General features: G+C 64.0%; 13 protein-coding genes. 9 read left to right on the plus strand and 4 right to left on the minus strand.

The genetic code is table 11. The features are described 5' to 3' along the window. The 3 genes from E4Q08_RS24025 to E4Q08_RS25620 form a co-directional block, all read left to right on the plus strand. Window positions 1-226, plus strand: a 226-nt coding sequence (locus tag E4Q08_RS24025; RefSeq protein WP_211203311.1) for a hypothetical protein, incomplete at its 5' end; no start/stop codon positions are given. Between the two features lie 49 nt (window positions 227-275). Continuing rightward, window positions 276-3,254: a pilus assembly protein gene (locus tag E4Q08_RS25615; RefSeq protein ID WP_211203312.1), complete on the plus strand. Its 2,979-nt coding sequence runs from the start codon at window positions 276-278 to the stop codon at window positions 3,252-3,254. A gap of 107 nt (window positions 3,255-3,361) precedes the next feature. Continuing rightward, complete coding sequence (locus tag E4Q08_RS25620) at window positions 3,362-4,099, plus strand: energy transducer TonB (RefSeq protein ID WP_169069522.1); 738 nt, start codon at window positions 3,362-3,364, stop codon at window positions 4,097-4,099. Between the two features lie 24 nt (window positions 4,100-4,123). Here the strand turns inward: E4Q08_RS25620 and E4Q08_RS04605 are convergent, their stop codons facing one another. From E4Q08_RS04605 to E4Q08_RS04610, 3 genes are all read right to left on the minus strand, one after another. Beyond that, the gene (locus E4Q08_RS04605) at window positions 4,124-4,537 is read right to left on the minus strand and encodes an FxLYD domain-containing protein (protein ID WP_034910952.1); all 414 of its coding nucleotides are present in this window, start codon (window positions 4,535-4,537) and stop codon (window positions 4,124-4,126) included. A 148-nt stretch (window positions 4,538-4,685) separates the two neighbouring features. Continuing rightward, window positions 4,686-4,991 carry a cation transporting ATPase C-terminal domain-containing protein gene (locus E4Q08_RS25625; protein ID WP_308240065.1) on the minus strand — a complete coding sequence of 102 codons (306 nt, stop codon included), beginning with the start codon at window positions 4,989-4,991 and terminating at the stop codon, window positions 4,686-4,688. After that, entirely contained in the window at window positions 4,895-6,790 is a 1,896-nt protein-coding gene (locus E4Q08_RS04610) for a cation-translocating P-type ATPase (protein ID WP_308240059.1), read from the minus strand. Before E4Q08_RS04610 ends, E4Q08_RS25625 begins: the two co-directional genes overlap by 97 nt. A 590-nt stretch (window positions 6,791-7,380) precedes the next feature. Here E4Q08_RS04610 and E4Q08_RS04615 point away from each other — a divergent pair. Both E4Q08_RS04615 and E4Q08_RS04620 read left to right on the plus strand, forming a co-directional pair. Then, the gene (locus E4Q08_RS04615; RefSeq protein WP_169069523.1) at window positions 7,381-8,019 is read left to right on the plus strand and encodes a class I SAM-dependent methyltransferase; all 639 of its coding nucleotides are present in this window, start codon (window positions 7,381-7,383) and stop codon (window positions 8,017-8,019) included. Then, a complete protein-coding gene (locus E4Q08_RS04620; protein WP_169069524.1) occupies window positions 8,016-8,777 on the plus strand; it encodes a class I SAM-dependent methyltransferase in 762 nt (253 codons plus the stop codon). Before E4Q08_RS04615 ends, E4Q08_RS04620 begins: the two co-directional genes overlap by 4 nt. Window positions 8,778-9,031: 254 nt before the next feature. Here E4Q08_RS04620 and E4Q08_RS04625 read toward each other — a convergent pair whose 3' ends face one another. Then, window positions 9,032-9,949 (minus strand): DMT family transporter, encoded by a 918-nt coding sequence (locus E4Q08_RS04625; RefSeq protein ID WP_169069525.1) that lies wholly within the window; start codon window positions 9,947-9,949, stop codon window positions 9,032-9,034. Window positions 9,950-10,074: 125 nt separating this feature from the next. On the opposite strand from E4Q08_RS04625, the gene E4Q08_RS04630 reads away from it, so the two are divergent. From E4Q08_RS04630 to E4Q08_RS04645, 4 genes are all read left to right on the plus strand, one after another. Beyond that, entirely contained in the window at window positions 10,075-11,088 is a 1,014-nt protein-coding gene (locus E4Q08_RS04630) for a Rieske 2Fe-2S domain-containing protein (protein ID WP_169069526.1), read from the plus strand. Then, window positions 11,085-11,702, plus strand: a complete 618-nt coding sequence (locus tag E4Q08_RS04635; RefSeq protein ID WP_169069527.1) for an acyltransferase — start codon at window positions 11,085-11,087, stop codon at window positions 11,700-11,702. The genes E4Q08_RS04630 and E4Q08_RS04635 overlap by 4 nt, the downstream gene beginning before the upstream one ends. Then, on the plus strand, window positions 11,699-13,213 hold the full coding sequence (locus E4Q08_RS04640; protein WP_169069528.1) for a GH3 family acyl-acid amido synthetase: 1,515 nt from the start codon (window positions 11,699-11,701) through the stop codon (window positions 13,211-13,213). The genes E4Q08_RS04635 and E4Q08_RS04640 overlap by 4 nt, the downstream gene beginning before the upstream one ends. A gap of 125 nt (window positions 13,214-13,338) precedes the next feature. Then, window positions 13,339-15,189 (plus strand): hypothetical protein, encoded by a 1,851-nt coding sequence (locus E4Q08_RS04645; protein WP_169069529.1) that lies wholly within the window; start codon window positions 13,339-13,341, stop codon window positions 15,187-15,189. The last annotated feature ends 100 nt before the right edge of the window (window positions 15,190-15,289 follow it).

Raw genomic sequence — 15,289 nt, forward strand, 5'->3', positions numbered from 1 at the left:
CCGGGCCAAGCCCTGTCGCTTCGTGTACGCCTGCGGCGGCTGCCGCCGGCAACAGCTATACGGCAACGACCTGCAACACCGTGGCTACCGGACCAAGCCCTGTGGCCACTTGTACGCCGGCTGCGGCGGCTGCCGGCAACAACTATACGGCAACGACCTGCAATACCGTGACCACCGGGCCAAGCGGGGTAGCCACCTGTACACCGATCTCGCCCTCCGCAGGTAATGGGTATACCACCACCACCTGTACTACCTCGACCACCGGGCCAAGCGCCGTGTCCACCTGTACGCCGGTGACCGCCAGTGCCGGCAACAGTTATATGACGACGACCTGCTCGACCGCGACCACCGGACCAACCCCGGTGGCCTCGTGTACGCCTGCGACGGCAAGTCTGGACAACAACTGGGTGGAGCAAACCTGTTCGCTGATCGAAACCGGTCCGACCGAAGTGGCGTCCTGTACCCCGGCCTTGCCCATTGCACCGGCTTACGAAACCATCAATTGCGCATATCTACCTGGCCACAAGCTGCAAAAGCGCATTCAGACGGAGGTGACCACGACCCTCTTTAACGGAGGAGTCACCGGCTTCGAAATCGGCCGATCGACGACCAGCGATGATCCGGCTTACGTCGATGTCGACGGCGTCTGCCACCCCGATGCCTCGACACTGACGGCCCCCCTCGGTCCCGTGCCGGACTCCGGACGTTCGAGCATCAGCGACGCCCCACCGCCGAGTCCCTGCAGCGAATGGCCATGCGTCGTCGATTCGAGCATTACCGGAGGCAGCAGCAATTCGCTGGCTGACGTCGCGCAGTACTACTACGTCACCGACCTGCGACCGGAGCTGACCAACGATGTACGCGTCAAGGAAAGTACCGGAGCCGAGGGGGATCGTGCCACTCACCAGCACATGACGACCTTCACTCTGGCACTCGGCGTCTCCGGCACCCTGAATTACAGCCCGACCTACAAGAGTGATCCGGTGGGGGACTTCGCACGCATCCGCTGCAATCCCTTGAGCGGAGGTTGCAACAACACCTGTACGGCGACCGATCCGAGCTTCCCGAACTGCACACCGAAGTCCTGGCCGGTGTGGCCCGATCCGACCCTTGATTACTCCGATGCCACCCGTTACAGCGACCCGAGGTCGATCGACGATTTCTGGCATACCGCGGTCAACGGCCGCGGGCTGTATTTCAGCGCCGACGACCCGAACTCGGTGGTCAGCGGCCTCCAACAGGCGTTGGCAGGCATCCAGTCGATGCTTGGCGCCGGCTCGGCGGCAGCCACCTCGACCATGTCGCCGGTGGCCGGCGACAACGCCGCTTACCGCGCCAGCTACATCTCGCAGGAGTGGGTGGGCGATCTGGCAGCCTATCAGATCAACCCGGCTACCGGGGTCATGAGCACGAGCACTGAGTGGCGATCGCAGCCCTTGCTGGATGCCAAGGTCGGCTCGGCTTGCGACAGGCGGGCCATCTATCTGTTCCGCTCCGGAGCGAGCAACAATCTTGCCAACTTCACCTGGAATACGCAGACCTGTGATGCCTCCAGCCAGCCGACCGGCGATCCCATGACCGGACTGCTTGCCGAAGAGCAGGCCTACTTCGGATCGGCAAACGTGGCGCAATTGAGCCAGTATCCGAGCATGTCGGACGGCAGCGGCGCCACGGTCGACCAGCGGACAGCCGCTGCCGGCGCGAATCTGGTGAATTATCTGCGTGGTCAGCACACCCTCGAGGGGACTGCACTATTCACGACCAATGATCTGACGAAACTCTACCGCGCCCGCACCCATGTTCTGGGTGACTTCGTGAACTCCCAGCCGGCTTTCGTCAAGGGGCCATTCGCCTCCTACGCGGATAGCGGCTATGCAACATTCAAGAGCGACCATGCCGGGCGTACGCCGATGCTCTATGTCGGCGCCAACGATGGCATGCTGCATGCCTTCATCGCGGCGACCGGAGAGGAGGCCTGGGCATTCATTCCGAGACTGGTTCTGCCCAATCTCTTCAAGCTGGCGGACAACAACTACGCCAATACTCACCAGTTCTACGTCGATGGTTCGCCAACGGTGGGGGACATCTATGCAAGTTCCGCCTGGAAAACGATTCTGGTCGGCGGACTCAACAAGGGCGGCAAGGGTTATTACGCCCTGGACGTGACCGATCCGGCAGTTCCGAAAGCCTTGTGGGAGTTCGGCTGGAGCGATGCCTGCTGGGATGGCGTGACTGCCGGGGTAGGGTCCGACTGCCATCTCGGCTACACCTTCGGCCGCCCGATCATCTCGAAGCTCCAGAATGGCACCTGGGTGGTCTTCGTGACCTCCGGCCTGAACAATGTCAACAGCCCCGCCAAGGCCGGCGATGGCGACGGTTATCTGTACGTGCTCAATGCCGCCACCGGCAAGTTGATCTCCAAGATCGCCACCGGTGTCGGCGATGCCACGACGCCAAGCGGACTCAACCAGATCAATAATTTTGTGGATAACACGCTGCTCAACAACACTTCGCTGCGGGTGTACGGGGTGGATATGCTGGGCAATGTCTGGCGTTTCGACGTCAATGACAATCTCGATCCCGATGGTCTGGAGGCTACGCTGCTGGGGACCGCGAAGGACTCGGGGGGGAATCCGCAGCCGATCACGACGCGTCCCGAACTGGCTGAACTCGAAGGAAAGCCGTGGGTCTTCATCGGTACCGGGCGTTTGCTGGGACTCGGCGACCTGCCTGACCTTCATACCCAGTCGGCGTATGGCTTCAAGGACCCGCTGGCAGGAACCCCGGCCTATGCCGACTTGCGCGCTGCCTTGAATCCGCTGCAAATGACGCAATCCGGCCTGTACCGGACCATGGCCTGCAGTGTCGCAAGTTGCACGGGCACCAATGGCTGGGTGTTCGATTTGCCCGACTCCGGCGAGCGGGTCAATATCGATCCGAAGCTGCAACTGGGTACCCTCACCTTCGCCAGCAACGTACCGAGCAATTCCGCGTGCAGCATCGGCGGCTACAGTTGGCTGAACTTCGTGGATTTCCGTACCGGTCTGGCGGTGGCCACCTCACCGGATGCGGCGGTCTCCAGACGTTTGAACGAAACCCTGGCCGTGGGTCTCAACTTCGTGCGTCTGACGGATGGGCGGATCGTGGTGAATGTGATCGGATCCGGTGACAAACCGCCGCAGGTCGTGGAGCTTCCGGTGCTGGTGCCGCCTCCGGCAGGCAAACGGGTGAGTTGGCGTGAGGTGATGAATTAGGGCACTTGGGCACTCGGTTGATTGGCAGGCGTTCTATGGATTCATTATGGAGCGGGTGCTGGCGTTCGGGAAACCGGGCGCCAGAGAACCGTCATCTGAGGGTGGCGGTGGCTTGTTCGTTCGTTCTGCACGCCATGCTGATGCTGTTTACCGGCGGCGGCGCCGAGCACTCGAACGGGGCTGGCCCGCTCCTCTCCTCTGCCGCTCGTTCGGCACCGGCTTTTCTGATGGTGAGTTTGGCGGAGAACCGTCGAGCAAGCGTTTCCGCGCCAGCGGGTCGGGGTGAAGCCGATCGTTTTGAATCTGCACCGCAGATTCAGGAATCGCCTGCCGGTGTGGCGACGAGTCGACCGCAGGATGCGCAAAAGGAGACGCATGCTCCTGATCGCCAGGTTGCAGCGAGATCATCCGGTTCACCGGAATCTCCCGCACCGGGGGAAGCGGTTTCGCCTGCGGCGCTTCCGGCTGCAACTGCCGGGCCTACGTCCTCCGCCGAGGAAAGCGCTCGTCTCGCCCGGCATGCAAGCTATGCGCTGGCCGGCCTGCTCGATGTACCACCGATGCCCTTGTCGGACATTCAGCCCGACTATCCGGAGTCCGCCGGGAATCAACAGGGAACGGTCGTATTGCGGCTGTTCATCAGCGCCAGCGGCGAAGTGGATGAACTTTTCGTCGTGCGTGCGCTGCCGAGCGGATTTTTTGAAGAAGCGGCTCTGACGGCATTCGCGCCGGCCCGCTTTTCGCCGGGCATGCACCATGGCCGCGCGGTCAAGAGCCAGATGGTGGTGGAGGTGCAGTTCGTTCCCTTCAACCGGGGCGCAGGCGTTTCCGGCAGAGGGTATTAGAGGATTGTGCGCCTTGTTCAGAGGCTAACTGCCGGTAAATCCGACCAGCGTCGCGCTGACCGCGTCCTTCTGCTCGATCGCGGTTTCAAAGTTCCAGGAAAAACCTGCCTGCAGCGTATCGACTGCCGGAGTGACCGAGCCGATTGCGACGCCGTTCTTGTCGAAGAGCTTGAATTCGGCTTCGGCGTGGCCAATGGTCTTGCTCGACGTATTATTGACCTGGCCCTGGATTACCAGTTTTCCCTCGCTGTTCCGGGTAATTTTTGCCTCGACGAGCGAAAGCCCGGCGACAGCGGCCTTCCTGCCATCGGGCGCGGCTGCCTGTGGCGGCTGCGCCGAAGTCGCTTGTTCAGGCGCGGTCTTGTTGCAGGCGGCGGTCAGGGTGACGATGACGGCAGTGATCAGTAATCGGTAGTGCGAAGTCGTTGCCAGTTTCATTTGCTTCCTCATTGATTCGGAATGCTTCGGCGAACATGCCCTGGACGCGGCAGATTCACAATCTGCAATTCTACTTGTTCTGAGTGCAATCTTGAGCGGGAGACACACACTTTGCCTGGTCAGCGCTTCAGAATGTGGCGGAGGCGGGTCATCTCGTCTTTTCCGGTCCGGCCCGAGCCAGCCGGCGGCGGGCGCAGTATTTCCGCATTTCCTCGAGCAGGATCATGCCCGCCGCCCAGGGCAGCAGGAAGAGCCACACTTCCAGCGGAATCGGAGCGGTGCCGAGCAGTTCGTTGCCGAGCGGCGTGTAGTCGATCAACAGGATGAGCGCCACCTCGAGTGCCACGCCCCACAGGATCAGGCGGTTGCCGGTAATGCCGGTAGCGCAGACCGAGCGCAGCGCGCTGCGGCACAGGAATACATTGACGATCTGCAGCAGGACGATCGCCGACAGGCAGGCGGTGGTCGCCTGCCGGTACAGGAGATCGTTGGCGGCCAGATCAAGACCATCAGCTCGGCGACGTTGTGCACCAGCACATAGGTGAGGAATTTGCGGATGTTCTGGAACACCGCGCGGCCCTCCTCGATGGCGCTGACGATGCTGGCGAAATGGTCGTCGAGCAGCACCATGTCGGCAGCTTCCTTGGCCACATCGGTGCCGGTGATTCCCATGGCGATGCCGATGTGCGCGGTGCGCAGGGCAGGGGCATCGTTCACCCCGTCGCCGGTTACCGCAACGATATGGCCCTTGGCCTTGAGGGCGTCGACGATGCGCATTTTCTGGTCGGCGGCGACCCGGGCAAAGAGGATTTCCGATGCATCGAGCGCGAGCTGGAGCTGAGCGGGGGCGAGCTTGCGCAACTGGTCGCCGGTGATTACCTGCACTTCCTTGCCGCGCACGAGTCCGATCTGCCGGGCGATGGCGATCGCCGTACCGGGGTGGTCGCCGGTGACCATGATGACCTGGATGCCTGCGCCGTGGCAGGTGGCGATCGCGGCTTCCACGTCGGCGCGGGGTGGGTCTTCAATGCCGGCCAGGCCACAGAAGGACAGTGCCTGTTCCTCTGCGTCGCGCGGGCAGTCGGGCGGCAGGTGGCGGCTGGCCAGGGCGATGACCCGCAGTCCTCCGGCGGCCATTTCTTCCTGGGCACGCAGGATGGTGCTGCGCGTCTCGGCGTCGAGCGGCTGCACGCCGCCCGCCAGTACGATGGATTCGCACAACGGCAGAACGCTTATGCGGTTCTCGGTGAGGGTGCCGGTCTTGTCGGTACAAATCACCGTTACCGAGCCAAGGGTTTCCACCGACGGCAGGTGGCGGATCAGTACGTTGCGGTGGGCCATGCGCTGGGCGGCGAGGACCAGCGAAAGAGTGAGGGTCGGCAACAGGCCTTCGGGCACCAGGGCGACAATGATGCCGAGGGTCAGGATCAGGTCGCGCCAGAAAGGCACCCCGACCACGCTGCCGAGAACGAAGAAGAAGGTGCCGATGCCCAGAGCCAGATAGGCGATGCGCCGGCTCAGGTGGGCGATTTCCCGGCGCAGCGGCGAGTCCTCGCTGCCGCCAGACTGGGTGAGGTGGGCAATGCGCCCGAATTCGGTATGCGCGCCGGTGGCAAAGACCACCGCTCGTCCCTGTCCCGCCACCACCGAGGTCCCGGCGAGGAGGATATTGCGTGCGTCGAAAGCCTGCTCTTCGCTGCAGGGAGCCGCGTCGCAGCTACGCGGAAGGGATTCACCGGTCACCGTGGCGCGGTTGATGCGCAGCCCGAAGGCTTCGATCAACCGGCAATCCGCCGGCACATTGTCACCCTGGGCGAGGAGGATCACGTCGCCTGGCACCAGTGCTTCGGCGGCTACCGTCAGCACGGCTCCGTCGCGGAGCAGTTCGATCTGGCTGGGCAACAGGCCCTGCAAGGCGGCGAGGGTACGCTCGACGCGCGCTTCCTGCCAGAACGAGAACAGGCCGGAGAGCAGGATCACGACGATCACCGCCACCCCGACCCGGGCCATTCCCTGGCCCGGGTCGTACCAGTCGGCCAGAAAGGCAAGCGCCGCGGCTACCCACAGGATCACCGAAAAGAGGTGGGTGAACTCCTTCAGCAGGCGTAGCGCCCAGTGTTCCCGTGCCAGCGGCTCGACCCGGTTGGTGCCGTATTCCAGCAGCCGCGCCGCCGCGTCGGCCGACGCCAGTCCCTGCGGCGTACTGCGCACACTGGCGAGGGCTTCATTGATCGGGAGTTGATGAATTTTCATGGCTGGCCGGAAGTCGACCGCCCACTCCGGGCAGCAAGGGTCCGGAGCAAGGAAAGGAACAGGAGAGGCAATTCGACGCTACCGGCGGGAGTATAGGTTTCCCATCAGGCGTGATCAAACGTGAATTTTGGCCTGAAGCATAAGGAGGATGTGGACGATGTCCGTTGGCTGGCGCACTTGTTGCGTTTGGGCATCCTGCCGGTAGGGTACATTTGTTCGAAGGAAGCGCGTGGTGTGCGAGATCTGATGCGCAAGCGCAGCCAGTTGGTGGGGTAAAGATCACGGCAAATTTTGAGCATCGAGAACCTGCTGAGCCACGACATAGATGGTCGCCCCGGTATGCCAAGCAGTCGGTCGATGATGGGAAAAAGGAAGAGATTGCAGCCATAGTTTGCCCGTCGCGAATAGGCCCATTTGAGGGGAGAGCGGCGGAAATCCTCCGGCTCTGCCGGTGGATCATTAATATAAACAAGATGTTAGGTTTTTTTAACGCGCTTTAAGGCTTCCTTAAGGCACCATTGCTATCATGATATGTTTACTCGGTTCTCTGCCGGGGCGGTGACAAGGCATTACACGCCGGAGGCAGCCAGATGAGCCAAGTGGATCCAGAGCAACAGCCGGAACGTTATCGGCTACTCGATAATGCCGAGAAATACAACGCCAAAATCATTAAGCCCAAAGGCGTCCGCCGCTTTTCCCATTGGCTGGAGGCCTGTGCCGTCGAGCATGCATTGAACCATGCCAGCGGCAATCGTGTGCTCGACTGTCCGTGCGGAACTGGTCGTATCGACGGACTGTTGCGCGCCAAGTTCAGCCAGGTGGTCGGACTGGACAGTTCAGAAGCGATGCTGGCGGTCTATCGCCAAGGACATCCGGAGCGTATCGGCCATCAAGGAGATGCCTTTGATCTACCGTTTGCCGATGGCGAGTTTGATTGGGTCGTGTGCCATCGACTATTGCACCATTTTTCTGTGGACGAGGATCGCGTTCGTCTGCTGAAGAGCTTGGCGCGAGTCGCCAGAATCGGTGTGCTTGTGTATGCCTGGCTGGACACGCCGTTCAACCGCCGCCGCAGTTCGCGCCGGCAAACGCTGCCGCGTGATCATCTCTTGCCCCTGCTGGATGCCGCCGGCCTGATGCTGGATAAAGTCTATTTTGCGTTCTGGCCGTTCCAGCCGAAAGCGGAGCTGGTTTGCCGCAAGAAATCGGTCAAGGAGGAGACGCCGTGACGCCCGTTGAACACGGACCCCTTTCCGGATCCAGCAGCCCGGCGGCGAAACCCGCCATCAAGGAATGCGAACCCGGCGAACACGTCCAGGAACAGGCGTATTACCTGGATACCTGCGCGCGCTTCGACCGCGCCGAGGTGGCCAGCGAGTACCGGGCGCGCAAGAACGTCTCCACTGCCCGCAACCGGCGCGAGTGGCAGTGCATCGAAAAGGCCCTGGCCACCATCCCCTCCGGCGCCGCGGTGCTGGACCTTCCCTGCGGCAGCGGGCGGCTGGAACCCCTGCTGGAAAAGCGCGGCTACCGGGTGACCGCTGCGGACTACTCCAGTCACATGGTGGACACTGCCAGGGCCGCCTACCTGGAGGCCAGCAATCAGCCGGATCTGCTGGAGCACATGCGTTTCATGCAGCAAGACGTGATGCAGATGAACTTCGCCGACGGCGAGTTCGATGCGGTGATCTGCAACCGCCTGCTCCACCATTACCCGACCCCCGGCCTGCGCCAGCAGGCGCTGCGTGAGTGCAAGCGGGTCTCACGCGGCATCGTCGTGATCTCCTACTTCTCCAACCTTGCGCTCTCGGCCCTGCGTTTCCACCTGAAGAACCGGTTCAAGTCCCGCACCCCTACCGATCGTGTGCCGATCTGGTTCCGGGTGTTGGAACAGGACCTGGACGCCGTGGGGCTGCGCTGCACTGGCACCTACCCGGTGCGCTACGGGCTTTCCCCCCAGACCTACCTGCGCCTGGAAGGATGTTGAGCTGATTGTGGCCGGAAGAACGGCTTCCGTCGACTGAGCCGCCGGCCTGACCGTGTTCACGCCGGGCTGCGGGCGGATCGGATCGGAGGGACCGCGCAGCGAAATTTGCGGCATGCTGCTTGCTGTCGGGCCAGCAGATTGAGGTAGTGAACTCCTGTCACTCTGCCGACGAAATCCCTGGTGGATAAATGACTTCCGATAGCGCTGAATGGCAACAATGCGGCAGTACTGCCCGCGTTGCGGCCAGATCGTGCTCATGCCGAATCTTTCTTGCGTGCTGCCTGCCGCCGGGCCGGCAGATTGACCAGCACGATGCCGGCGCTGACACAAGCCGCTGCGGCGGCGAAGCTCGTCGTCAGGCGGTCGCCGAGCAGGAGAACGCCGAAAGAGACGCCAAACAGCGGGGTCAGGAAGGAGAACACCGACAGTCTTGTGGTGAGGTAGCGGGTCAGCAGCCAGAACCAGACGAGATAACTGGCGAAAGCGACGATCACGCCCTGGTAGGCCAGAGCCAGGAGAACCGGCGCGCTCAGGTGGGTGATACCGGTCTCGCCGATCAACAGGGAGAGCGGCAGCAAACAGGCGGCCGACACCGCGAGCTGATAGAAAAGCACCTTGGTGGCGCTGATCCTCGCCAGTCCGCTGGCGCGAATCAGTACCGTCGTCGTCGCCCAGCCAAGCGCCGCCAGCAGACCCAGGAGATCGCCGATCCAGGCGTCCGGCCTGGAGCCGCTCGCATCGGCGAAGCCAAGAACGATGCCGGCGAAAGCAAGGACGACACCCAGGAGGTGTCGCCGACGCATCTCTTCTCCCGGAACGAAGCAATGCAGGCCGAGCACCGTGAAGCAGGGTGCGGTGTAGAGAGCGACGATCATCCGCGACGCAGTGGTATACGAGAGCCCGAGGTAGATGAAGGCGAATTCGAGGGCAAACAGGGAACCGGCGAGCAAGCCGGCGCGCAGGGTGCCGTCGGCCTGGGAGAGCGCCAGGCCGCGCCAGCGTGCCCAGAGGATCAGCAGCAGCAAGGCGATCGCCGAGCGCAGGCCGGACTGCAGAAGCGGGCTGACGCCCTGGCCGGCAATCTTGATGGTCACCTGCTGAAAACCCCAGGTGGCGCAGAGCAGGATCATCAGAGCGAAAGCGGTGGCTCCCGGTGGCGTACGTTGGTTCATGGAATGGCTGTCTTGCCGTCGATTTTCAGTCCACCAAGCGTACTGGCGAAATGGCTATTCCCGCAAGCTTACCGGTATCGGTCTTGCCGCGCATCGTATTGCGATCTCTCTGGTAGACTGTTGCGATGCCCTTTGACGACTACTGGTACATCGTAGCGGAGTCGCGTGAATTGACTCCGGTTCGAGCGCTTGCACGGCGCGTGCTCGACGAGTGGCTGGTGTGTTTCCGTGGGATGGACGGCGCACCGACGGTGCTGCGCGACCGCTGTCTGCATCGCCATGCGCCGCTGTCGGCGGGGGTGCTGCACAATGGTTTGCTGTCTTGCCCGTACCACGGCTGGCGCTACGATGGCGCGGGGAGGGTGGTGGACATTCCTTCGCTGGCCGGCAGCGATCGGCCGGCGCACTGTTCGCCGCCTTATCCGGTGATCGAGCAGGACGGTTTCGTTTACGTGCGAGTCAAGCGCGACGCCGCCGCCGGGATCGTCCCGTTCCCGATACCGCACTACGGTGAGGCCGGCTGGCTGACCCTGCGCTTGCAGAACCGGTTTGCCAATAGTGTCGCCAACTGCGTCGAGAACTTCATCGATGTGCCGCACACGGCTTTCGTGCATCAGGGCATCTTCCGCTCGACGCGCGGCCAACGGCTGGCAGCGACGGTCAGACGATCGAACGCTGCGGTGCATGTCGACTATCGCAACGAAAGCGACAACCTGGGCAGTTATCGCTGGTTCCTGAATCCGCGCGGGCACGCGATTCGCCACACCGACAGTTTCCATGCGCCGAACGTGACCAGCGTGGTCTATGAAATCGGCGCCCGCGTCTTCATCATCACCTCGCAGGCGGTGCCGGTCGATGATCGCGAGACGCTGGTGTACACCGACCTGACCTATCGTTTTGGCGCCTGGAACAGGCTGGTAGCGCCGTTCGTGCGTCGCCACGGCCAGCGTATCATTGACCAGGACATCGAGATTCTCGCCCGGCAGGGGGAGAACATCGGTCGCTACGGCGCCCAGTTTCGCGATACTCCGGCAGACCTGATCCATCGGCTCGTGGATTCGCTGCGCGACGCCATCGCTCGCGGCGACGACCCGCGCGCTCTGCCTGCCGTGGAACACGAGATTGAATTCTGCATATGACGCTGCGGGCCCGCCTCTTTGCCTGCTTTCCCTTGCTCTGGCTCGCCGGGTCGGGCGCGTGTGTGCTCTACCTGGCGAGCACGCCGGGTCTGTGCAGCGTGCTCCTGCTGCTCGGCGTACTGTACCTGCTGCCGGTTGCCGCTTATCGACTGCACGAGGCCCTGTGGCCACTGGTCGAGGGACCCTCGCGCATCGACACGCCGGACTACGCACCGTGGTGGGGTGGGCATCAGTGTCAGGTGATGTACAGCGCCTTGCCGGCGCTTGAAGCCGCACTGCGTCTGGTTCCGGGTCTCTACAGCGCGTGGTTGCGGCTGTGGGGCAGCCGCGTCGGCTGCGGTGTCTACTGGACTCCGCTCGTCGAGATCAGCGACCGCGGCCTGCTGGAGGTCGGGAATGGCGTCGTCTTCGGGCACCATGTCGCCTGCTACGCGCACCTGATCAAGCGCCGAGAGGCGGGGCTCGTGCTTTATGTGCGGCGAATCCGTATCGGCGACGGCGTGTTCCTGGGCGCCGGTGCGCGGCTCGGGCCGGGAGTGTTCATCGAAAGCGGCGTGGTGCTGCCGATCCGGACCGACGTGGGCGTCGGCCGTCGTATCCGGAAAACCGCGTGAGCCGGTTCGGCACGCTCGTGACGCCGCTACTGCGGGCGTATTGTGCGCCGCGCGCCTGGCGTTTTGCGCGGGCGCTCGACGATGTGGCGACGACGCAGCGGCGCACGCTGGCGCGGATTCTGCGTGCCGTCGTGAGCACCGGTTACGCAAGTTCGCTGAGCCTGCGCGCCGACGAGACCCCCGACACTTTCCGGACAAAAGCGCCGATCATCGACTACGCCGCCATCGAGCCGTGGATCGCTGCGCAGCGCAGCGGCCAGATCGCTGCCCTGGCAGCGGGGCGGATCCGTTGTTACGAGCCGACTTCGGGCAGTTCCGGCGAGATCAAGCGCATTCCCTACAACGATGCGCTGCTCGGCGCCTTTCGCAGCACTTTCGCGATTTGGACGCACGATTTGCTGAGGCACGTGCTGCGGCTCAGATCCGGACGAACGTTCCTGAGCGTTTCGCCGCCGCTGGTCGGCGAAACGGGCTTGCAGGATGACCGCGAATATCTCGGAGGTGTATTGCAATCGCTGCTCGGGCGTTTCCTCGTGACGCCACCGCGCTTGCGCGATCCCGCAGCATTCCGTGATGCCCTGGCGTGCGCACTGGTCGCCGCGCATGATCTGGAGATCGTGTCGGTCTGGAATCCGAGCTACCTGCTGATTCTGCTGGAACACTTCGAGGTCCATCGCGAACGGCTGTTGCCCACGCTGCCGGCCGAGCGGCGTGCACTGCTGTCGGCAGACCGGCTGTCGTGGCAAGAGGTGTGGCCGTCCTTACAACTCGTTTCTTGCTGGACCGCCGAGGCTGCCGCCGCGCCGGCACGCCAACTGGCGCGCTGCCTGCCGCAGGCCCTGCTGCAGGGGAAAGGCCTGCTCGCCACCGAGGCGCCGATCACCGTACCGCTCATCGAGGCGGGCGGCGCGCTGCCGCTGATCGACGAGGTGTTTCTCGAACTGGAAGATGGCCAAGGTGGCCTGCACCTGCTCGCAGAAGCCGAAGATGGCGCCGAGTACGCCCTGCTCGTCACGCAGGCGGGTGGCCTGCTGCGCTACCGGCTGGGCGATCGCCTGCGCGTGTGCGGGCGCCATCGCGACACCCCGCTCCTCGAATTCATTGGCCGTGCCGATGCCGTCTCCGACCTCGTCGGCGAAAAGATCGGCGAGGCGTTCGTTGCTCGCATACTCGCCGAGAACGCCCGCGCCGACGCCTTTTGCACCGTCCTGCCGCGGCTGCCAGAGGTGGGACGGCCACGCTATTGTCTGCTCACCGACGACCCGAATCCCGAACTCGCGCGGCGACTGGAAGAGGGCTTGTCGCAGGCTTTTCGCTATCGCGAAGCGCGTCTGCTCGCGCAACTCGATGCCGTCGAGGTGAGGGTGCGTCCCGACATGCGCCGCTGTGTGCATGACGCGCTCATCGCCTCTGGCAGGAAGGCCGGCGACATCAAGGACCGCGCGCTGATCCCCTCGCTGGAGATCGCCCGGCAAGTCCATCTCCGCAGCGATCGGCGGCTGTTGGTATAGAATTGCTGCTCTGTCTTGACACTCCTTGATGGAGCTTCATGTACATGGTACCTTTGAATTTCCATCCTTTTTACACCCACCAGTGCACCGACAGGCACCCACCGAGCGGCCCGAGGGGAGAGAAGATGATGAAATCATTGCGCGCGTTGTACCACCTTGCACTGGTTCTGACGGGGCTCTCTCCGACACCGGCCTGCGCACAAGCGGTCGGTTACAACCCAGTTACCGGGCTGGTGACGATCCCGTCGGTGCGGGCCGGCAATGAGGTCTTCGTCGACGTGCAACTGCGGCGGCGGTTCCAGGCCGCGACGCTGCAGTTTGACCTCGTGGCGGCAACCCCTGGCTTCGGCGGCGACCCGGCGGTGGCGGACTACGACACGGCCAGCGGGCGGCTAAGCTTGCCGTTGGTGCGCGTGGCCGGCGACCGGCCCTACGCGGCAACGCTACAGCATGTCGGCAACTCCGTCTTCGAGCTACGCTCGGCCACGCCCGTGGCGCCTCCGCCGGCCTGGGACGCGCTGCGCTCAGGTCACCCGTTCACCGGCCTGAACGTGCCGTGGCAGAACTATGGCCGCGACTTCGGCGCCAACCTCTGGGGTTATGTCGGGTTGGCCAGCGAAGGCGTTGCCGGCTGGCACCACGAAACCCGCGGCAGCGACGGCGCCGCGCTGCGGCTGCGCGCGGCGAGACAGACGACCGGTACCGCCTGCCTGGGCGTCGACGTCGCGCTGGTAGGCAACCCGGCCAACAGCGCCATCGTCTTGTTTCCGGTCGAGGACGCGGCCACGCAGCCGCCCGGAGCGACACTGGACCTACGCGGGCAGACGCTAAAAGCGCAAGTGTTCGTCCCCGCTGGAGCGCGCGGGCCGTCGTTCGCGCCGACGGGCCTGATGCTGTTCGCGCAGGATCGCCACTTCCGCTGGAGCCAAACGCCGTGGCGCAACCTCAGCGGACCCGACGGCTGGGTCACGCTGTCCGTCACGACCGACGAGTTGGCCGCCGCAACGCCACAGTTCGATACCGCACACGTGCGCGCCTTCGGCTTCAAGCTCGGCGTCAACACCGGCGCCACAGATTTTGCGTACCGCGGCAGCCTGTGCCTGGACAACGTGGGCGTCTCGGGTGTGCCGCCGATCGGCTTCGACTTCGAGAGCGGGCTGACGCGCACCGAGACCGAGTTCCGCGACATCGCGAGCAAGGCCATGGTCGCCCGGTACTGGCTGTTCGCCGACCTGCGCGCCGGCGTGCGCTTTGCCACCGACGGTTCGGTCTCGGGTCTGGACGATCGCTTCCTACGCGACCTCGACGAACTCGTGCGCGTCGCGCGTACCAGCGGCGTGTACCTGATCCTGACGCTGTTCGACTTCCTGCTTGGTGCCGAGCCGGTCGTCGTCGATGGCGTGCGCACCTTCGGCCGCGCCGCGCTGATCACCGACACGACGCTGCGGCGGTCGCTGCTCGACAACGCATTGCGTCCTCTATTCCAGCGTTATGCCGACGAACCCGTGATCCTGGCCTACGACGTGATCAACGAGCCCGAATGGCTGCTCACGGATATCACGATACCTGCCGGCAAGCGCCCGGCGGAGATCCGCACCGGCGGGGTAGTCAGCCGCGCGACTATGCGCTCGTTCATCGGCAAAGTCGCCGAGGTTCTGCACGCCGCCGGTGGCCGGCAGCTGCTGACGGTGGGCTCGGCGAGCCCGCGGTGGGTGGGGCTGTGGCGGGATCTCGTCGACATCGACCAGTTTCACTGGTGGGCTGGGCCGGGGCAGATCGACGAGGGATCCACACTGCCGGCACCGGCGGCCGGCCGCGTCGGCTTCATCGGCGAGTTCGCAGCGCCACCGGCGGCACTGTGCACCTTCATCGCCACCGCGCGGACAATGGGTCATGTCGCCGCGATGCCTTGGTCGTACCGCGCGAAGGACGGCGTCTCCGCTGCGTTGATCGGCAACGACGGTCACTGTCCCTGAGATTACGGCGTCACCCAGTCCGCCGGCGGGCAGGTGCAGGGTCACCACGCTGCTGCCGGCCCTCGCGGCCCTGTTGCCACAGCACCACCGTGCCGCGGCG

It is taken from the genome of Candidatus Accumulibacter contiguus, from assembly GCF_012940005.1.
Taxonomy (GTDB): domain Bacteria; phylum Pseudomonadota; class Gammaproteobacteria; order Burkholderiales; family Rhodocyclaceae; genus Accumulibacter; species Accumulibacter contiguus.

Excerpts from the sequence above, each read along its gene's own strand:
- E4Q08_RS04615 (WP_169069523.1), top strand. The coding sequence starts at position 7,381 with ATGAGCCAAGTGGATCCAGAGCAACAGCCGGAACGTTATCGGCTACTC.
- E4Q08_RS04645 (WP_169069529.1), top strand. The coding sequence starts at position 13,339 with ATGATGAAATCATTGCGCGCGTTGTACCACCTTGCACTGGTTCTGACG.
- E4Q08_RS04610 (WP_308240059.1), bottom strand. The coding sequence starts at position 6,790 with ATGAAAATTCATCAACTCCCGATCAATGAAGCCCTCGCCAGTGTGCGC.
- E4Q08_RS04605 (WP_034910952.1), bottom strand. The coding sequence starts at position 4,537 with ATGAAACTGGCAACGACTTCGCACTACCGATTACTGATCACTGCCGTC.
- E4Q08_RS04630 (WP_169069526.1), top strand. The coding sequence starts at position 10,075 with ATGCCCTTTGACGACTACTGGTACATCGTAGCGGAGTCGCGTGAATTG.
- E4Q08_RS04625 (WP_169069525.1), bottom strand. The coding sequence starts at position 9,949 with ATGAACCAACGTACGCCACCGGGAGCCACCGCTTTCGCTCTGATGATC.
- E4Q08_RS04635 (WP_169069527.1), top strand. The coding sequence starts at position 11,085 with ATGACGCTGCGGGCCCGCCTCTTTGCCTGCTTTCCCTTGCTCTGGCTC.